Here is a 15,611-nt window from a genome sequence, read left to right as displayed (position 1 = left end):
CCACATGCTGAACTTCACACTGAGCAGCCGCGCCTACATTGCCGTGGCCGCCATGGTCAGCCTGGAGCGCTGCGCCCAGGAAAGCCCGCTGGCCCTGCCGCAGCTGTGCGCGCATCTGGACATCTCGCTGTCCAGCGTCGAGCAGGTCTTCGGCCCGCTGCGTCGCGGCGGGCTGGTGCAGTCGCTGCGCGGGCCCGGCGGCGGCTATCAGCTCGCGCGGGCCGCGCGCGACATCAGCATCGCCGACATCGTGGCCGCCGTCGACAAGGCGCCCAAGGCAGGCACCAGCACGAGCAAGCTGCAAGGCAGCTGGCCGCTGCTGAGCCGCGCAATGACGCGCTGCCTGGCGGCGGTGTCGCTGCAAGATCTCGTCAACGACGAGCCCGAAGCGCACCAGGCCGATCCCTGCGATGAAGCAGGCCACGCACTGCGGCGGGGCATCTCGACCCGACCTGTGCTGGAGCCCGTCCGCATCCCCACGCACGCTAACAGTGTGTTTGCACTGGCTGCGGCGCTGATTGATGCGGATTGACGTTCAGTGAGGGAGAAAACACGCCGATTCCTGATCCTCGTCAAATGATGAGTGCGGCACCGCGCCCGGGCGCGATGGCGGGTGCCAGCAGGCGGGTTTCTTGCATGTATCTGCAGGTCAGCGGGCGTGCCCCGGAATGGCGCGGCCGTGATCCTGCATTGACACCCGCGAGGAGGTGGTTATGGTTCCCGCGCTGGCGCCCGAGCGATCCCACGTCGAGCTGATCACGATCTACGAGATCTGCCGCATCCTGGGCGCATCCCTCGATCTGCAGCGGAGCTTCCGCGAAGCCCTGAACGTCCTGGCCGTCCACCTGCAGCTCGAGCGCGCCATGATCGTGCTGGCGGACGAGCTCCAGGACGGAGAGAGCACCGAGCCACAGCAGCTGCGCGTGCACAGCGCAGCGGGCCTGAGCCACGAGCAGGTCGGGCGTGGCGTGTGGTCGCCGGGGGACGGCATCATCGGCCGCGTGTTTCAGTCGGGCGTGCCGGCGACGGTGCCCAACATCACCGAGTCGACCGAATTCGTCGACCGCACCGGCGCCTTCGGTGGCCAGGACGGGCGGCGCCTGTGCTTCCTGGCCGTGCCGCTGCTCAACGACCACATGGTGGTGGGCGTGCTGGCCGCGCAGCGCGAGGTGGCCGGCCAGACGCGGCTCAGCGACGACCAGCGGGTGCTGCGCATGGTGGCCACGTTGCTGGCGCAGGCCTGCGTGCTGGCGCGCGCGGTCACGGCCGAGCATCAGCGACTGCAGCTGGAGACGACAAGGCTGAAAAAGGCCCTGACACCCGAGCCCCGGGGCCGCTATACGCTGGACAGTGTCGTCGGCAACTCGGCGGAGATGCAGCGCGTGTTTGCCGAGGTACACCAGGCCGCCCCCACCCGCGCCACCGTGCTGCTGCGCGGCGAGAGCGGCACCGGCAAGGAAGCCATCGCCCGCGCCATCCACTTTCACTCCACGCGCCGCGACGGCCCATTCATCAAGGTCAACTGCGCGGCACTCACCGAGAGCCTGCTGGAGAGCGAGCTCTTCGGCCATGAGCGCGGCGCCTTCACCGGCGCCGCCGCCGACCGCAAGGGCCGCTTCGAGCAGGCCCATGGCGGCTCGCTGTTCCTCGACGAAGTGGGCGACATCAGCGCTGCCTTCCAGGCCAAGCTGTTGCGCGTGCTGCAGGAGCGCGAGTTCGAGCGGGTCGGCGGCAACCGCACGATCAAGGTGGACGTGCGGCTGATCTGCGCCACCAACCGCGACCTGGAGCGCATGGTGCAGCGAGGCGAGTACCGGGCCGACCTGTACTACCGCATCAACGTCGTCAGCATCTTCCTGCCGCCACTGCGCGAACGTCGCAGCGACGTGCCGCCGCTGGTGGCGCATTTCCTCGACCGCTACAACAAGGAAAACCGCCGCAAGCTGAAGATCTCGGCCGACGCGATGGATGTGCTGACGCACTGCTACTGGCCCGGCAACGTGCGTGAGCTGGAGAACTGCATCGAGCGCACCGCGACCATGGTCGAGGGCGACCTGATCCGCGCCATCGCCTTTCCGTGCCGGCAAAACCGCTGCCTCACGCAGACGCTGCACCACCTGGACAAGGCCGACGCGGTGGCCCCGGTGAACATCGTCCGCATCCCCATCAAGGAATCGCCCCGGCCGGCCTCGCCCACCAGGCCGGCGCTGCCGGCCCCTGCCAGCGGCGATGACGACGCAAGCGTCGAAACCTATGGTGACGGCAGCGGCGACACCGACGACGAATTCGATACTGAGGCCGACGGCGTCGTGCGCATCGGGCCCACCGAACGCCTCAACGGCGTGCCGCGCCAGTACGGCGCTGAGCCGCCGCGCGGCGAACGCGAGCGGCTGATCTGGGCCATGGAGCAATGCGCCTGGGTCCAGGCCAAGGCGGCGCGGCTGCTGCACGTCACGCCACGGCAGCTCGGCTATGCGCTGAGGAAATACAACATCGAAGTGCACAAGTTCTGATCCCTGCCGGCGTGCGAGATGGCTTCAGAGGCGGCGCGGTGCGCGTCGCTGTGTAGCACCGAAACCGCACGAAACCGCATGAAACTGCGCTTTTAGATCGGGCTCACCACACAGGCTGCGGACAGCCGGCGAACCCGCCGCGCCCCGTAGACTGCCGCCCCGCTCGCATCACGCCAGGCCAGCAGGCGTCGATTTGTTCGCGCCTGTGGCCGCTGCAGCCGGCGCCTGACACCGCAGGCCGCTCCGGCGCATGCTCGAATGCGGCGCTTCCCTGGCTCACTCCACGAGCCGCCCACCACACGCTTTCGCTGGACTTGCCCGGCGGAAACCTCCCGGAGACACCCATGACCCCATCACGGCGATTCGCCCATCGCGCCCTCGCCGCATTGCTGGCCACCGCCGGCATGCTCGGCGCAGCCAAGGCGGAATTGCTCATCGGCCAGACAGCCGGCTTCACCGGCGCGGCCGCTGGCAGCGTCAAGGAAGTCACCGCCGGCGCGTCGATGTATTTCGACACCGTGAACGCCGAAGGTGGCGTGCACGGCGAGAAGATCAAGCTGCTGTCGATGGACGACCAGTTCGACCCCAAGCTGACCGCCACCAACGCCGCAGCCCTGATCAACAAGGGTGCGCTGGCGCTGTTCCTCACCCGCGGCACGCCGCACACGCAAGCCGTGCTGCCGCTGCTGGCCGAGCACAAGATCGTGCTGGTCGCACCGTCGACCGGTGCCATGGTGTTGCACAAGCCGCTGCAGCCCTGGGTGTTCAACGTGCGCGCCAGCTACCAGCGCGAGGCCGAACGCGCGATCGAGCACCTGAGCCTGATCGGCATCAACCGGATCGCCATCGTCCAGACCAACGACAGCTTCGGCGAGGACGCCGTCCAGGGCGCGCTCGCCGGGCTGGCCAAGACGAACAAGCAGCCGGTGGCCCATGTGAAGTTCGACCGCAGCAAGCCCGAGCTGACGCCCATCGTCGCCAAGGTGATGGCAGCCCAGCCCCAGCCCCAGGCCGTGATGTTCATCGGCTCCGTCGCCGCGGCGGTGGAAGGCATGAAGGCCGTGCGGGCCACGGGCTCGACCGCCCAGCTCGTCACGCTGTCCAACAACGCATCGGCCGCTTTCATCAAGGACCTCGGCGACGTCGGCCATGGCGTCATCGTCAGCCAGGTGTTCCCGTACGAGCGCTCCATGGCCAAGCCCATCATCAAGGAAGCCACGGAAGCCGCCCGCAAGGCCGGTACCGAACTCACGCCGAGCATGGTGGAGGGCTACGCCTCGGCCAAGGTGCTGGTGGAAGGCCTCAAGCGCGCCGGCAAGCAGCCCACGCGTGAAGGCTTGCGCAAGGCGCTGGAAAGCCTGGGCCGCTTCGATCTGGGCGGCGTGGAGGTCGGCTACAGCGCCACCGACCACAGCGGCATGGACTACGTGGACCTGGCCATCATCGACCAGTCGGGCAAGTTCCGCCGTTGATGCCGCGGGCCGCTTCGGCCCGGCACGCCCCCAGATCTCGGTGAGACGCCTGGGGGCTTCAACGAATCACTGCGGGGCTCCCCGCCCCGTTTGAGGCCGGCCTCCTCCGCCGGCCCCCTGGCCTCAAGCCCGCGCCACCGGGATGTCGAGCAACGCACGCCGCCCGATGTGTGCGTTGACCTTGCGGCGCACCGTTTCCAGCTTGAAAGGCCGCTCGATGGCCGTGCGCGCGCCCTGCGCGAGCGCAGCCTGAACCCCGGCGTCTGCCGCCGGCCCGAAGGCCAGCACCGGCACACCGGGCCAGGCTTGCTGAAGGCGTTCAACCACCATTGGCGACTCGGCCTCGATGACGCTGGCGCCCAGCAGCAGCACGTCCACGCGGTCGGCGGCCGGGTGCTGCTGCGCCTGGGCACTGCCGGGGAACACATGCACCTCCAGCTCATCGGCCAGCATGAACTGCAGCGCCGTGGCGCTCACGTCGTCCAGGTCCAGGATGAAGGCACGCTTGCTCTCGACCGCGCGGGCCGTGTCGACACCGATCTGCATGGGGCTCTCCTGCCAGTCCGTTCTCGGGTACCCGGCCTTCACGCAAGCCGCGTGCCGCAGCCCACTCACAGCGACGCGGGGCCGGCAGGCGCCGCCGCGCGCGTCGTGGATGTTGGGTTTGTCGGCAACGAAACACCCGCCGCAGCGCGGGGCAAGCGTGCAAGTGACTGATTCGTAAGGGAAGGCGCGGCTGCACGGCCTTGGCACGGCTCTCGCAATGAGAGGGCACACCCAACGCCATGAGGTCAGCCGATGTCGCAAGCCACCGCCTACGTTGACGCCAGCAACCTGAGCAAGTCCCGCCAGGCCGTCAGCCAGATCCTGGAGACAGTCGCCGCCGGCGGTTGCAGCAGCACGGGAGGCGCGGGCAAGTCCAGCTGCGGCTCCTCCGGCGGGCCGGACGACATGCCCGCCGAGATCTGGGAGAAGGTCAAGAACCATCCCTGCTACTCGGAGGAGGCCCACCACCACTACGCACGCATGCACGTGGCCGTGGCGCCGGCCTGCAACATCCAGTGCAACTACTGCAATCGCAAATACGACTGCAGCAACGAGAGCCGCCCCGGCGTCGTCAGCCAGAAGCTCACGCCCGACCAGGCCGTGAAGAAGGTGCTGGCCGTGGCCAGCGAAATCCCGCAGATGACGGTGCTGGGCATCGCCGGCCCGGGCGACTCGCTGGCCAACCCGAAGAAGACCTTCGACACCATGCGCATGCTTCACGAGCAGGCGCCCGACATCAAGCTGTGCCTGTCCACCAACGGCCTGGCGCTGCCGGACCAGGTCGACGAGATCGTCAAGTACAACATCGACCACGTCACCATCACCATCAACATGGTGGACCCGGCGGTGGGCGAGAAGATCTACCCGTGGATCTTCTACAACCACAAGCGCTACACCGGCTATGAGGCCGCCAAGATCCTGCACGAGCGCCAGATGCAGGGGCTGGAGATGCTCACCGCGCGCGGTGTGCTCACCAAGATCAATTCGGTGCTCATCCCGGGCATCAACGACGAGCACCTGATCGAGGTCAACCGCGAGGTCAAGAAGCGCGGCGCCTTCCTGCACAACATCATGCCGCTGATCTCGGAAGCCGAGCATGGCACCGTGTTCGGGCTGACCGGCCAGCGCGGCCCCACCGCGCAGGAGCTCAAGGCCGTGCAGGATGCCTGCGCCGGCGGCGCCAACCTGATGCGGCACTGCCGCCAGTGCCGGGCCGACGCGGTCGGCCTGCTCGGCGAGGACCGCAGCGAGGAGTTCACGCTCGACAAGATCGACGAGATGGACGTGGTCTACGACCTCGACAAGCGCCGCGCCTACCAGGAACAGGTGGAGGCCGAGCGGCAGGCCCAGGTGGCAGCCAAATCGGAGGCGCTGGCCGCGCAGGCCACGCATGCCGGCGTCGACCCGGACATGAAGCTGCTGGTCGCCGTGGCGACCGAGGGCCATGGCAAGGTCAACCAGCACTTCGGGCACGCAACCGAATTCCAGATCTTCGAAGTCAGCCGCGGCGAGGCGCTGTTCGTCGGCCACCGCCGCGTGGACCTGTACTGCCAGGGCGGCTACGGCGAGGACGAGCAACTGCCCTCCATCGTCAAAGCCATCAACGACTGCCATGCCGTGCTGGTGTCCAAGATCGGCGCCTGCCCGCGCGACGAGCTGAAGGCCGCCGGCATCGAGCCGGTGGACGCCTACGCCCACGAGTTCATCGAGAAGGCGGCGCTGTCCTGGTTTGCCGACTACTGCGACCGCGTGGCGCGCGGCGACATCGTGCACCAGGCGCGCGGCGACGCGCACATCCGCCAGGGCGCCTTCTCGGGTGCGGCCGAGAAAGCCGCCTGACGCCTCATTCCCACCGCCCCCGGAGACCCCCATGGCCCTGAAGATCATCGCCTCCAGCTGCACCGGCTGCTCCGCCTGCGAGCCCGAGTGCCCCAACGTCGCCATCCGCGAGAAGGGTGGCACTTTCATCATCGACCCGGCCAAGTGCACCGAGTGCGAGGGGCAGTTCGACGCGCCGCAGTGCGTGTCCGTCTGCCCGGTGGACGGCTGTATCAAGCCGGCGTGACGCGGGGCCGCTTCCGCAGCCACGCCGGCTGAACGGGCCGCCCGGCCCGAGACGCGCGCCCCAGGCGCGCCAACGCTCCCAGGAGACAACCCATGCTTCAACCCGACTTCACCGTCACCCCGGCCGCCACGAAATTCATCCGGCGCATGGTGCGCTTTTCCGACCACCCGGCCGGCGGCTTTCGCCTGACCGTCACGCCCGGCGGCTGCTCGGGCTACAGCGCCGAGTTCAGCGTCGAATCCGCACCGCGTGCCGGTGACAGCGAGGTGCAGGTGGACGACGTCAAGCTCTACCTGCCTGCGGAAAGCCGCCTCATGCTGGAAGGCGTGACCGTGGACTTCGCCGAGACGCCGACCTCCTCGGGCCTGACCTTCGTCAACCCCAAGGCCGGCGCCTGCGGCTGCTCCAGCTCGGCAGACGCCAGCCCGCCGGCCGAGGCCAGTGTGTCCGTCAGCGCCATCGTGCGCCGCACGGCCCGCCCGGTCGGCCACTGATTCACGCCACGCACCGCACGGCCATGACACCCGTTGCCGACTTCGACGCTGCCGTGCTGGGCCAGGGCTTGCCGCCCGAGGCCGAAGCCGCGCTGCGCGAAGCGGGCCAGGCCCGCGGTGACGCGACGCGCACGATGGCCGCGCTGATGCGCGCCAGTGCGCTGGCGCCCAGCCACCCGGCCGTGCTGATCGCGTTCTACCGCCACTACTTCTACAGCCACCGCCCGCGCCTGGCCCGCGCCGTCGCGCGCAAGGCACTGCTCAGCGCGGCCCAGGCCCTGGGGCTGCCGCCGCTGTGGCGCGATGTGCCCGACTGCCCGCTGCCAGGCGCCGGCGACGACGTGGCGACGCGCTTTTACCTGTGGGTGCTCAAGGGCTACGCCTACCTGAGCCTGCGGCTGGGCGACGGCGCCGAGGCGCAGGCCGCGCTGGCCAAGCTGCGCGTGCTCGACCCGGACGACCGCGTGGGCGCCGCCGTCATCGAGGCGGTCCGGTTGCGCCAGTTGCGGCGCCTGCAGGACGGCGATGACCCGGACGATGCCGACGCCGGCCCGGCGCTTGCGGCCACCGGCGCGCAGGCCTGGCGCCTGCTCGATGCCGCAGCCACCGCCCGGCCCGGGAGCCCGTCATGACCGACTTTTCCGCACCCGGCTGGAACGACATCCCGGCTCGCCACTGGCAGGGCGGCCCGCTGGACTGCTCGACATGCGAACACCGGGATCTGCTGCCGCAGCAGGCCTGTGAGCCCGGCCGTGCCTGCCTGCAGGACGCCTACGCCCGGCGCATCGACCGCTTCTTCGCGCGCCACCCGGCGCTGGCCGCGCGACACCTGCAGCACGGCTACTTCGAGGTACGCGCCATCGCCGCGCGCCACGCCGATGTCTTCCTGCTGCCCGCGCTCATCGACGACCCCGACGAGACCGTGCGGCTGCAGCTGGCGCTGCGCCTGCCCCAGCGGCAGCTGCAGCGGCTGCGGGGCGACCCGCACCGCGAGGTGCGCATCCGCGTGGCGCAACGCCTGGCCCCGGAGCAGCTCGCCACGATGATGCACGACGCCGACTACCAGGTTCGCGCCACCGTGGCCCGGCGGCTGCCCGTCGCGCTGCTGCCGCTGCTCGCCCGCGACGCCGACGCGCAGGTCCGCCAGGAGGTTGCCCGGCGGCTCGACATGCCCGGCCTGTGGCCGCTGGCTGCAGACCCCGAGCCCGAGGTGCGGCGCGTCGTCGCGCAGCGCCTGCCGGCACCCCTGCTGGGCCGCTTCAGCCGCGATACGGACCTGCTGGTGCGCTGGGAGGCCGCCGGCCGCGCCGACGAAACGGTGCTGGGCCTGTACCTCGACGACCCCGACAGCGAGGTGCGCGCGCGCGCCGCCCACCGGCGGGGCCTGCTGCGCCGCCCGGGCCTGGCCTCAGTGCCCGCCCCCGAGGAGCTGCCCCATGGCTGACATCGCCCGCGACGACGACGAACTCGAGATCGCCTCGCCCCCGCGCTTTCGCATGGGCGAGCGCGTGGTCAGCCGCAGCGTCATCCGCAACGACGGCACCTACAACGGCAAGGACATCGGCGCGGTGCTCGTGAACAAGGGCGAGGTGGGCTTCGTCACCTCCATCGGCACCTTCCTGCAGCAGTTCTACATCTACGCCGTGGAGTTCGTCGACAGCGGGCACCGCGTCGGCATGCGTGCCAAGGAGCTCTGCACGCTGGATCACCTGCCCGACGACGTGCTGGCACAGCTCGGCGACAAGGCCGCGCAGCTCACATCCTTGCGTTGACCCCAGGAGGACAGGCCATGCTCATCGAACCCGCCGTTCCCAAGTTCCAGTGGGGCCAGCCCGTCGTCGCGGCGGTGGACCTCTACAACGACGGCAGCCACCCGGACGTGGCCGAAGACCAGCTGATGATCGTCGCCGGCGGGCCCGGCGAGATCGTGCAGGTGGGTCACCACGCCGAGGCCAACATCGCCGTCTACATGGTCGACTTTGGGCTGGCCGTCATCGGCTGCCTGGAGCACGAGATCCTGCCGGCGGGCAGCCCGCTGCCGCTGCCCCAGCCGGCCGAGGAGCTGGGCGCATGAGCCAGCCGCTCAGCCTGCCGGAAGGCGCCAGTGGCGTGGTGCTGCCGCTGGACGCGCTGCGCATCGAGCGCGCGCTGGCCCGCCGCCAACGCTACAAATACGTGCACCCCCAGGTCGTGCCGGAGGGCGAAGGCTGGAAGGTCGTCAGCCCCAACTGCTCCCGCAACGTCGATCCGGACGGCGGCGAGATCGACATCGCCTGGCTGCGCCCGCAGCCGGATGCCGGCTGGCTGCTGTTCGCCCGCGATCACGCCGAGGGCGGCTGGCGCCTGTGCCGCGAAGGACCGCTGCCGGTGCTGCTGGAGCTGCTGTGCGCCGACCCGGCGCGGGAGTTCTGGCAATGATCTACCTCGACCACAACGCCACCACCCGCCCCTGCGCCGAAGCCATCGAGGAGGTGCAGGACGCGCTGCTGACCCTCTGGGCCAACCCGTCGTCGACACACGCGGCGGGCCAGGCCGCGCGCCGCGCGCTGGCCGACGCACGCACGCGCGTCGCCAGCTTCCTGGGCTGCCAGGGGGCCGAACTGGTGTTCACCAGCGGCGCGACCGAGGCCAACCACATGGCCCTGCTCGGCGGCCTGGCTGCGGGCCGCACGGCGGGGCGCAACCGCCTGGTGCTCAGCAGCGTCGAGCATCCGGCCCAGCTCACGCTGGCGCAGCGGCTGCGCGGCGAAGGCGTGGCCGTCGACCTGCTGCCGGTGCAGACCGATGGCAGCCTGGACCTGGCCGCGGCCGAGCGGCTCATCGGGCCCGATGTGGCGCTGGTCAGCGTCATGGGCGCGAACAACGAGACGGGCGTGTGCATGCCCGTTGCGGCCCTCGCCCGGCTGGCGCAGGCGGCGGGCGCGCTGATGCATGTGGACGCCACCCAGCTCGCCGGCAAGAGCGAGCTGCGCTTCGACGCCTCGGGGGCGGATCTGTGGTCCGTCTCGGCCCACAAGCTGCACGGCCCCAAGGGCATCGGTGCGCTGGTGATGCGCAAGGGTCTGGCGCTGCCGGCGCTGCTGTCGGGCCGGCAGGAACGCCAGCGGCGCGGCGGCACCGAGAACCTGCCGGGCATCCTGGGGTTTGCCGCCGCGGCCGAGCGCGCGGCATTGACGCTGCGCGCGGACCTCGCGCATCTGCACGAGCTGCAACAACGGCTGGAGCAGGGGCTGTTGGCGCTGTCACCGCAGGTGCACGTCTATGGCCGCTCCGTCGCGCGACTGCCCAACACGACCTGCCTGCGCCTGGGCACGCTGGACGCCGACCAGGTGCTGTCGCGCCTGGAGCGCGCGGGCGTGCTGGCGTCGTCCGGTGCGGCCTGCAGCGCCGGTGGCACGCAGCCCTCGCATGTGCTGCTGGCCATGGGCGAGCCCGCCGACCGCGCCAAGGCCGCCATCCGGCTGTCCACCGGGCGCGATACGACGGTGGACGACATCGAGCGCGCCATCGCCGCCGTGCGCACCGCGCTGCTGCCGCTGCTGGCCGACGCGACCCAGGCCACCCCCGTCTGACATGAACAAACCCACGGAGCCCGCATGAAAGTCATGATCCGAAGGAGCACGGCCGGCGTGCTGTCTGCCTACGTGCCCAAGAAGGACCTCGAGGAGCCCATCGTCGCGCAGGAAAAGCCCGAGCTGTGGGGCGGCACCGTGACGCTGGCCAACGGCTGGGAGCTGGCGCTGCCGGAGATGGCGGCCGGCACCGGGCTGCCGATCACGGTCGAGGCGCGCCGGCTGTCCGGCGGGAGCGACTGATGACCGCACCGTTCGACGCCGGCCAGCTGGCCGAGGCCTTGCGCCTGGCCGAGACGGCCGCGTCGGCACGCGAGGCGGCCGCGCTGCTACGCGCGCAATACGCGCCACTGCGGGTCGTCGTCGTCGACGCCTTCGACATGCGCAGCGAGGTGCCCGCCGCCCAGGGCCCGCAGCGGCGCCTCTACCTCGGGGCCAGCGACGGCCACTGCTGGTCAGTCACCACCGATCCGGCCCAGGCTGCCGGTCTCTTCCTGGCTTGAATGATGGACACGACGCTGACCGCCCCGCCCACCCAGGCCGCCGCCGAAGAACTGGACCTGCCGGACGACTGGCTGCGCCTGTCCGACCCCGACCTCAGCGGTGTGGAACTTCACCTCGTGCAAGCCGCGCTGGCCGAGCCGCAGCTCTCGTGCGGGCGCATGGTGGAGCACTTCGAGCACTGCTTTGCCCAGCAGCACGATCGCCGCCACGGCGTGGCCGTGGCCAGCGGCACCATCGCCACCTGGCTGCTGCTGCGTGCGCTGGGCATCGGCCCGGGCGACGAGGTCGTGGCCTCGCCCTACGGCTGGCACCAGGTGGCCCACGCCGTGACGCTGACCGGCGCACGGCTGGTGTTCGCCGACATCAACTACTGGTCCGGCTGCCTGGACCCGACGCGCGCAGCCGCGCAGATCGGCATGGCCACCAAGGCCTTGCTGGTGGGCAACGTCAACGGCCACCCGGCGGCCTGGGGTGAGTTCGAGGCGCTCGCCGCCGAACGCGGGCTGACGCTGCTGGAAGACTCCACCGAAGCCATCGGCTCGCGCTGGCAAGGCCGGCTGGTGGGCAGCTTCGGTCGCGCCAGCGTGTTCGATTTCTCCCAGCCGTCGGCGCTGTGCTGCGGCGAAGGCGGCATCGTGCTGACCGACGACGACGCGCTGGCCGCCGAGCTGCGCTACCTGCGCGCCCGCTCGCTGAAGGACCGGCGCTCGGTGTCGGTCGGCTCGCGCGTGCCGCTGCAGGCGGCGATGAGCGAGCTGACCGCCGCGGTGGCCGCCGGCCAGCTCGCCCGGCTGCCCGAGATCCTGGCCAAGCGGCGCGAGGTCGCCGGCTACTACCTGGCCCAGATGCAGACCTTCGAAGGCATCAAGCCGCCCTATGTCGCGCCGGACGTCGACGAGGTGCACTGGATGGTCTACACGGTTCACCTGGGCAAGCGCTTCACCGCCAGCGCCTGCGACGAAATCATCGAGGACATGGCCGACGAGTCCATCGAGGCCGTCATGTACTGCCAGCCCCTGCACCAGCAGTTCCATTACATGCAGCAGGGCTGGCGGCGCGGGCAGTTCCCGCTCGTGGAACGCATCGCCGACCGCGCCGTCGCGCTGCCCTTCCATGGCCACCTGGAGCCCGATCACGTCAAGTTCATCGTGAAGACGATGAAGGACAGCTCCGTCAACGTCGGCGCCGGCGCCGCCATCTACTGAACCGATGCCATGAGCTACACCACCCTCCCCACGCTCCCCGACGACGTGCCGGCCGGCCTGCGAGCCGGTCGCCTGGCGCCCTACCTCGGCCCGGGTTTGCTGGCACTGTGCGCCGACGCGTCCGTGCCCGCCGACCCGGCCGCGTTGGCCGCCTTTCTCAGCGGCAAAAGCTCCGTGCCCGGCAAGATCCGGCACCGCGTCACCGCCGTCGCGCAGTTCATCGAGAACTTCAAGCACCGCAAGACACTGTTGGCGCTGATGGACGAGGCCTTCGCCCGCGCGCCGGCACCGTCCGCACTGCACCGCTGGCTGGCCGCCCTGCCGGCGCCGCTCATCGTCGACACCTGGTACGACGACACGCTGCGCGAGGCGCTGGCCGCGCGCAGCGACTGGGCCGAGGTGCAGGGCCTGTCGCAAAGCGAGCACTTCGGTGCGTGGACCGGCTGGTACGGTGCCGACGGCTCGCTGGCGCCCGACCCCGTGGCCGCGCCGACGGTGCTCTACAAGCCCTGGGGCGGCCGCCACCCGGGCAGCAACTACCTGGTGTCGGACACCGACTTCGTCGAGGTGCTGACCGAGATCGACATCCAGACGCCCATCCCCGAGCTCGTGCAGCAGCGCCGCAGCACGCTGGGCTTCGTCTTTCTCGGCTGCCGCTTCAACGACCAGCTGCCGCGGGCCTTCGCGCGGCAGATCCTCAAGCGCTCCGGCGGCCCGCATTACGCGGTGCTGCCGGACGAACCCACGCGCATGGAGTCCCGCTTCCTGGAGGAACAGGGCATCACGCGCATCGCCCAGCCGCTGGCTGACGTGGCCGCCCAACTGAGCGCCACGGCGCCGGCCTGACCCCCCTCCCAAGGAAACCGCCATGGCAACACTCACCCTCCAACCCTCCGGCAAGACGCTGGAACTGCCCGCCGGCACCCAGTTGCTGCAGGCCATCCTCGACGCCGGCGAGCAGCTCATCAGCAAGTGCGGCGGCAAGGCCTCGTGCGGCGCCTGCCACGTCTTCGTGACCGAGGGCCGCAAAGGCGTATCCAAGCTGACACCGGCCGAGAACGCCAAGCTCGACACCATCGTCGGCGTCAGCAGCAAATCGCGCCTGGCCTGCCAGGCGACCTTCCTGGGCACTGAGAACGTGACCATCGAGCTGCTCGGCGCGCTCAGCGGCTGAGCATGCTGGACGTCGCCATCATCGGGGGCGGCGTCTGCGGCCTCGCGCTGGCCCACAGCCTGCAGGCACGCGGCCTGGGCTGGGCGCTCTTCGAGGGCGGCGATCGCCTTGGTGGCCGCGTGCTGACGGTCGAGGGCGAGAACGGCGCTGCGCTGGACCTGGGCGCCACCTGGTACTGGCCCGATACGCAACCCGTCATCGCCCAGCTCGTGGCCGACCTGGGCCTGCCCACGCTGGCCCAGCCCGATGACGGCCAGGTCTGGCTGCTGGACGACGCCAGCCGTCCACCGTCCGCCCGCGCTTACGACGCCGCCAACGGCCAGCTGCTGGAGGGCGCGGCGCCCACGCCCGGCAGCCTGCATGCCGGCGCAAGGCGGCTGGCGGGCGGCATGCAGACGCTCGCCGCACGCCTGCCAGCCACGCGCCTGCACCTCGGCCAGCCGCTGCGCGGATTGCGAGACCTCGGCGACACGGTGGCCCTGGCGTTCGCCGACGGCACGACGCTGCAGGCCCGCCGCGTCGTGCTGGCGCTGCCGCCACGCCTGGCGCTGGAGTGCCTGAGCTTCACGCCCGCCTTGCCGCAGGCCGTACAGGCGACGATGGGCGCAACGCCGACCTGGATGGCCCACGCCGCCAAGGCGGCCGTGCCCTGCGCCACGGCCAGCTGGCGCGACCAGGGCCTCAGCGGCAACGCCTGGGTCACGCACGCGCAGGCCGTGCTGGCCGAGGTGTTCGACGCGAGCGGCCCGGCCGGCGCGGCACTGGCCGGCTTCGTTGCGCTGCCGGCCGACCAGCGCCCCCGGTTCGAGCGCAGCCTGCCGCTGCTGCTGCACAGCCAGCTGGCCATGCTGTTCGGCCAGACGCTGCAACCGCTGGGCCCCCATTGGCAGGACTGGGCGCAGAACCCGCTGTGCTGCAGCCTGCTGGACCGCCAGGAAGATGGCCGGGCCGGCCACCCCGGCCAGGCCGGCGACGCCCATCAGGCGCTGCTGCAGGCTCCGCTATGGCAGGGCCGGCTGTGGCTGGGCGGCAGCGAGACCGCACGCCAGGGCACGGGCTACCTCGAAGGCGCCCTGCGCTCCGCCGGCCGCTTGCGCGCCGAGCTCAGCCGCGCCGCCCTGGCGCCCGTGTTATCGAGCAGGCACGACATCTGCAAGACGCTCACGTGAGGTAGTTCGCTACGCCACGTTTGTCGGGAATGTCGCGAACACGCCAACTGGGCGGCAAGTGCCTGCAGCGCACTGGCCTACCCGGCCCAGCTTGTCAACGTCATTCCACCTGAGATCCGTTCATGCCTCGCCTGCTCCGTCGCCTGGCCCTGATCGCCTGCATTGCCATGTTGCCCGCCTGGGCGGGCGCCCAGGGTCTGACCGTCTCGGCCGCTGCCAGCCTGACCGAGGCGTTCAAGGAGATCGGCGCGCGCTTTGACGCCAGCCGGGGCGCCGCGGCCGGCGGCACGACGCGGTTCAACTTCGCCGCCTCCGGCGTGCTCATCACGCAGATCGCGCAAGGCGCGCCGGTGGACGTGTTCGTCAGCGCCGACGAAGAGACCGTCGACCGCGGCGTCAAGGACAAGCTGCTGGACCCCACCACCCGGCGCGACTTCGCCGCCAACAGCCTGGTGCTGATCGCGCCGGCCGCCGCGACGCCGCCGCTGGCGAGCCTGGCGGATGTGGCCGGCCCGGCCGTGCAACGCGTGGCCGTTGGCAAGCCCGCGACGGTGCCCGTCGGCCGCTACACCCGCCAGGCGCTGGAGGCGGCGGGGCTGTGGGCGCGCATCGAACCGCGCATCGTCTACGCCGACACCGTGCGCCAGGCGCTGGACTATGTGGCGCGCGGCGAGGCCGATGCCGGCTTCGTCTACCGCACCGACGCCGAACTCGTGAAGGACAAGGTGCGGCTGGTGGCCACCGTCGGCGGCCACGCACCGGTGCGTTACCCCGCCGCCGTCGTGCTGAACAGCCGGCAGCCCGCCGCCGCACGCGCCTTTGTCGACTACCTGCTCGGCGCCGACGCGCAAGCCATCCTGGCGCGCCACGGCTTCAGCAAGCCATGACCGGCCTGCC

The 15,611-nt window shown here is 70.8% G+C and carries 20 protein-coding genes; 19 read left to right on the top strand and 1 reads right to left on the bottom strand.

Going from position 1 to position 15,611, the window contains the following annotated elements; genetic code table 11:
* Nucleotides 1–4 precede the first annotated feature (4 nt).
* From ACG00X_RS02850 to ACG00X_RS02840, 3 genes are all read left to right on the top strand, one after another.
* Entirely contained in the window at nt 5–532 is a 528-nt protein-coding gene (locus ACG00X_RS02850; protein ID WP_394486424.1) for an RrF2 family transcriptional regulator, read from the top strand.
* A gap of 181 nt (nt 533–713) precedes the next feature.
* Nucleotides 714–2,513, top strand: coding sequence for a nif-specific transcriptional activator NifA (gene nifA / locus ACG00X_RS02845; protein WP_394486423.1), 1,800 nt, complete (start codon nt 714–716; stop codon nt 2,511–2,513).
* Nucleotides 2,514–2,857: 344 nt separating this feature from the next.
* Nucleotides 2,858–3,985 carry an ABC transporter substrate-binding protein gene (locus ACG00X_RS02840; RefSeq protein WP_394486422.1) on the top strand — a complete coding sequence of 376 codons (1,128 nt, stop codon included), beginning with the start codon at nt 2,858–2,860 and terminating at the stop codon, nt 3,983–3,985.
* Nucleotides 3,986–4,108: 123 nt separating this feature from the next.
* On the opposite strand, the gene ACG00X_RS02835 is transcribed toward ACG00X_RS02840, so the two are convergent.
* Nucleotides 4,109–4,531, bottom strand: a complete 423-nt coding sequence (locus ACG00X_RS02835) for a DNA-binding transcriptional response regulator (protein ID WP_394486421.1) — start codon at nt 4,529–4,531, stop codon at nt 4,109–4,111.
* Between the two features lie 252 nt (nt 4,532–4,783).
* On the opposite strand from ACG00X_RS02835, the gene nifB reads away from it, so the two are divergent.
* From nifB to modA, 16 genes are all read left to right on the top strand, one after another.
* Nucleotides 4,784–6,370: a nitrogenase cofactor biosynthesis protein NifB gene (gene nifB / locus ACG00X_RS02830; RefSeq protein WP_394486420.1), complete on the top strand. Its 1,587-nt coding sequence runs from the start codon at nt 4,784–4,786 to the stop codon at nt 6,368–6,370.
* A 31-nt stretch (nt 6,371–6,401) separates the two neighbouring features.
* A complete protein-coding gene (locus ACG00X_RS02825; RefSeq protein WP_394486419.1) occupies nt 6,402–6,596 on the top strand; it encodes a 4Fe-4S binding protein in 195 nt (64 codons plus the stop codon).
* Between the two features lie 92 nt (nt 6,597–6,688).
* Nucleotides 6,689–7,090: a HesB/IscA family protein gene (locus tag ACG00X_RS02820; protein ID WP_394486418.1), complete on the top strand. Its 402-nt coding sequence runs from the start codon at nt 6,689–6,691 to the stop codon at nt 7,088–7,090.
* Between the two features lie 23 nt (nt 7,091–7,113).
* Nucleotides 7,114–7,722 (top strand): hypothetical protein, encoded by a 609-nt coding sequence (locus ACG00X_RS02815; protein ID WP_394486417.1) that lies wholly within the window; start codon nt 7,114–7,116, stop codon nt 7,720–7,722.
* A complete protein-coding gene (locus tag ACG00X_RS02810) occupies nt 7,719–8,534 on the top strand; it encodes a 4Fe4S-binding leucine-rich repeat protein (RefSeq protein ID WP_394486416.1) in 816 nt (271 codons plus the stop codon). Before ACG00X_RS02815 ends, ACG00X_RS02810 begins: the two co-directional genes overlap by 4 nt.
* Complete coding sequence (locus ACG00X_RS02805; protein ID WP_394486415.1) at nt 8,527–8,862, top strand: nitrogen fixation protein NifZ; 336 nt, start codon at nt 8,527–8,529, stop codon at nt 8,860–8,862. Before ACG00X_RS02810 ends, ACG00X_RS02805 begins: the two co-directional genes overlap by 8 nt.
* 17 nt (nt 8,863–8,879) lie before the next feature.
* On the top strand, nt 8,880–9,164 hold the full coding sequence (locus ACG00X_RS02800; protein ID WP_394486414.1) for a nitrogen fixation protein NifZ: 285 nt from the start codon (nt 8,880–8,882) through the stop codon (nt 9,162–9,164).
* Nucleotides 9,161–9,508 (top strand): DUF3024 domain-containing protein, encoded by a 348-nt coding sequence (locus tag ACG00X_RS02795; protein ID WP_394486413.1) that lies wholly within the window; start codon nt 9,161–9,163, stop codon nt 9,506–9,508. The genes ACG00X_RS02800 and ACG00X_RS02795 overlap by 4 nt, the downstream gene beginning before the upstream one ends.
* Entirely contained in the window at nt 9,505–10,662 is a 1,158-nt protein-coding gene (locus tag ACG00X_RS02790) for a cysteine desulfurase family protein (RefSeq protein WP_394486412.1), read from the top strand. Before ACG00X_RS02795 ends, ACG00X_RS02790 begins: the two co-directional genes overlap by 4 nt.
* A 24-nt stretch (nt 10,663–10,686) precedes the next feature.
* Nucleotides 10,687–10,905, top strand: a complete 219-nt coding sequence (gene nifT / locus ACG00X_RS02785; RefSeq protein WP_394486411.1) for a putative nitrogen fixation protein NifT — start codon at nt 10,687–10,689, stop codon at nt 10,903–10,905.
* A complete protein-coding gene (locus ACG00X_RS02780) occupies nt 10,905–11,165 on the top strand; it encodes a hypothetical protein (protein WP_394486410.1) in 261 nt (86 codons plus the stop codon). Before nifT ends, ACG00X_RS02780 begins: the two co-directional genes overlap by 1 nt.
* Nucleotides 11,166–11,222: 57 nt before the next feature.
* Nucleotides 11,223–12,371, top strand: a complete 1,149-nt coding sequence (locus ACG00X_RS02775) for a DegT/DnrJ/EryC1/StrS family aminotransferase (RefSeq protein WP_394486779.1) — start codon at nt 11,223–11,225, stop codon at nt 12,369–12,371.
* Nucleotides 12,372–12,380: 9 nt separating this feature from the next.
* Complete coding sequence (locus ACG00X_RS02770) at nt 12,381–13,217, top strand: SIR2 family NAD-dependent protein deacylase (RefSeq protein ID WP_394486409.1); 837 nt, start codon at nt 12,381–12,383, stop codon at nt 13,215–13,217.
* A gap of 22 nt (nt 13,218–13,239) precedes the next feature.
* Nucleotides 13,240–13,545, top strand: coding sequence for a 2Fe-2S iron-sulfur cluster-binding protein (locus ACG00X_RS02765; RefSeq protein ID WP_394486408.1), 306 nt, complete (start codon nt 13,240–13,242; stop codon nt 13,543–13,545).
* A 2-nt stretch (nt 13,546–13,547) separates the two neighbouring features.
* Complete coding sequence (locus ACG00X_RS02760; RefSeq protein WP_394486407.1) at nt 13,548–14,714, top strand: flavin monoamine oxidase family protein; 1,167 nt, start codon at nt 13,548–13,550, stop codon at nt 14,712–14,714.
* Between the two features lie 122 nt (nt 14,715–14,836).
* Entirely contained in the window at nt 14,837–15,601 is a 765-nt protein-coding gene (gene modA, locus ACG00X_RS02755; RefSeq protein WP_394486406.1) for a molybdate ABC transporter substrate-binding protein, read from the top strand.
* Nucleotides 15,602–15,611 lie beyond the last annotated feature (10 nt).

The sequence above is a fragment of the Pelomonas nitida genome, assembly GCF_043555975.1.
Taxonomy (GTDB): domain Bacteria; phylum Pseudomonadota; class Gammaproteobacteria; order Burkholderiales; family Burkholderiaceae_C; genus Pelomonas; species Pelomonas nitida.
This window is presented reverse-complemented; position numbering and strand designations above follow the sequence as displayed.

Bases quoted from the DNA above. Each gene is read 5' to 3' on its own strand.
- ACG00X_RS02850 (WP_394486424.1), top strand. From the start codon at position 5: ATGCTGAACTTCACACTGAGCAGCCGCGCCTACATTGCCGTGGCCGCC.
- nifA (WP_394486423.1), top strand. From the start codon at position 714: ATGGTTCCCGCGCTGGCGCCCGAGCGATCCCACGTCGAGCTGATCACG.
- ACG00X_RS02840 (WP_394486422.1), top strand. From the start codon at position 2,858: ATGACCCCATCACGGCGATTCGCCCATCGCGCCCTCGCCGCATTGCTG.
- ACG00X_RS02835 (WP_394486421.1), bottom strand. From the start codon at position 4,531: ATGCAGATCGGTGTCGACACGGCCCGCGCGGTCGAGAGCAAGCGTGCC.
- nifB (WP_394486420.1), top strand. From the start codon at position 4,784: ATGTCGCAAGCCACCGCCTACGTTGACGCCAGCAACCTGAGCAAGTCC.
- ACG00X_RS02825 (WP_394486419.1), top strand. From the start codon at position 6,402: ATGGCCCTGAAGATCATCGCCTCCAGCTGCACCGGCTGCTCCGCCTGC.
- ACG00X_RS02820 (WP_394486418.1), top strand. From the start codon at position 6,689: ATGCTTCAACCCGACTTCACCGTCACCCCGGCCGCCACGAAATTCATC.
- ACG00X_RS02815 (WP_394486417.1), top strand. From the start codon at position 7,114: ATGACACCCGTTGCCGACTTCGACGCTGCCGTGCTGGGCCAGGGCTTG.
- ACG00X_RS02810 (WP_394486416.1), top strand. From the start codon at position 7,719: ATGACCGACTTTTCCGCACCCGGCTGGAACGACATCCCGGCTCGCCAC.
- ACG00X_RS02805 (WP_394486415.1), top strand. From the start codon at position 8,527: ATGGCTGACATCGCCCGCGACGACGACGAACTCGAGATCGCCTCGCCC.
- ACG00X_RS02800 (WP_394486414.1), top strand. From the start codon at position 8,880: ATGCTCATCGAACCCGCCGTTCCCAAGTTCCAGTGGGGCCAGCCCGTC.
- ACG00X_RS02795 (WP_394486413.1), top strand. From the start codon at position 9,161: ATGAGCCAGCCGCTCAGCCTGCCGGAAGGCGCCAGTGGCGTGGTGCTG.
- ACG00X_RS02790 (WP_394486412.1), top strand. From the start codon at position 9,505: ATGATCTACCTCGACCACAACGCCACCACCCGCCCCTGCGCCGAAGCC.
- nifT (WP_394486411.1), top strand. From the start codon at position 10,687: ATGAAAGTCATGATCCGAAGGAGCACGGCCGGCGTGCTGTCTGCCTAC.
- ACG00X_RS02780 (WP_394486410.1), top strand. From the start codon at position 10,905: ATGACCGCACCGTTCGACGCCGGCCAGCTGGCCGAGGCCTTGCGCCTG.
- ACG00X_RS02770 (WP_394486409.1), top strand. From the start codon at position 12,381: ATGAGCTACACCACCCTCCCCACGCTCCCCGACGACGTGCCGGCCGGC.
- ACG00X_RS02765 (WP_394486408.1), top strand. From the start codon at position 13,240: ATGGCAACACTCACCCTCCAACCCTCCGGCAAGACGCTGGAACTGCCC.
- ACG00X_RS02760 (WP_394486407.1), top strand. From the start codon at position 13,548: ATGCTGGACGTCGCCATCATCGGGGGCGGCGTCTGCGGCCTCGCGCTG.
- modA (WP_394486406.1), top strand. From the start codon at position 14,837: ATGCCTCGCCTGCTCCGTCGCCTGGCCCTGATCGCCTGCATTGCCATG.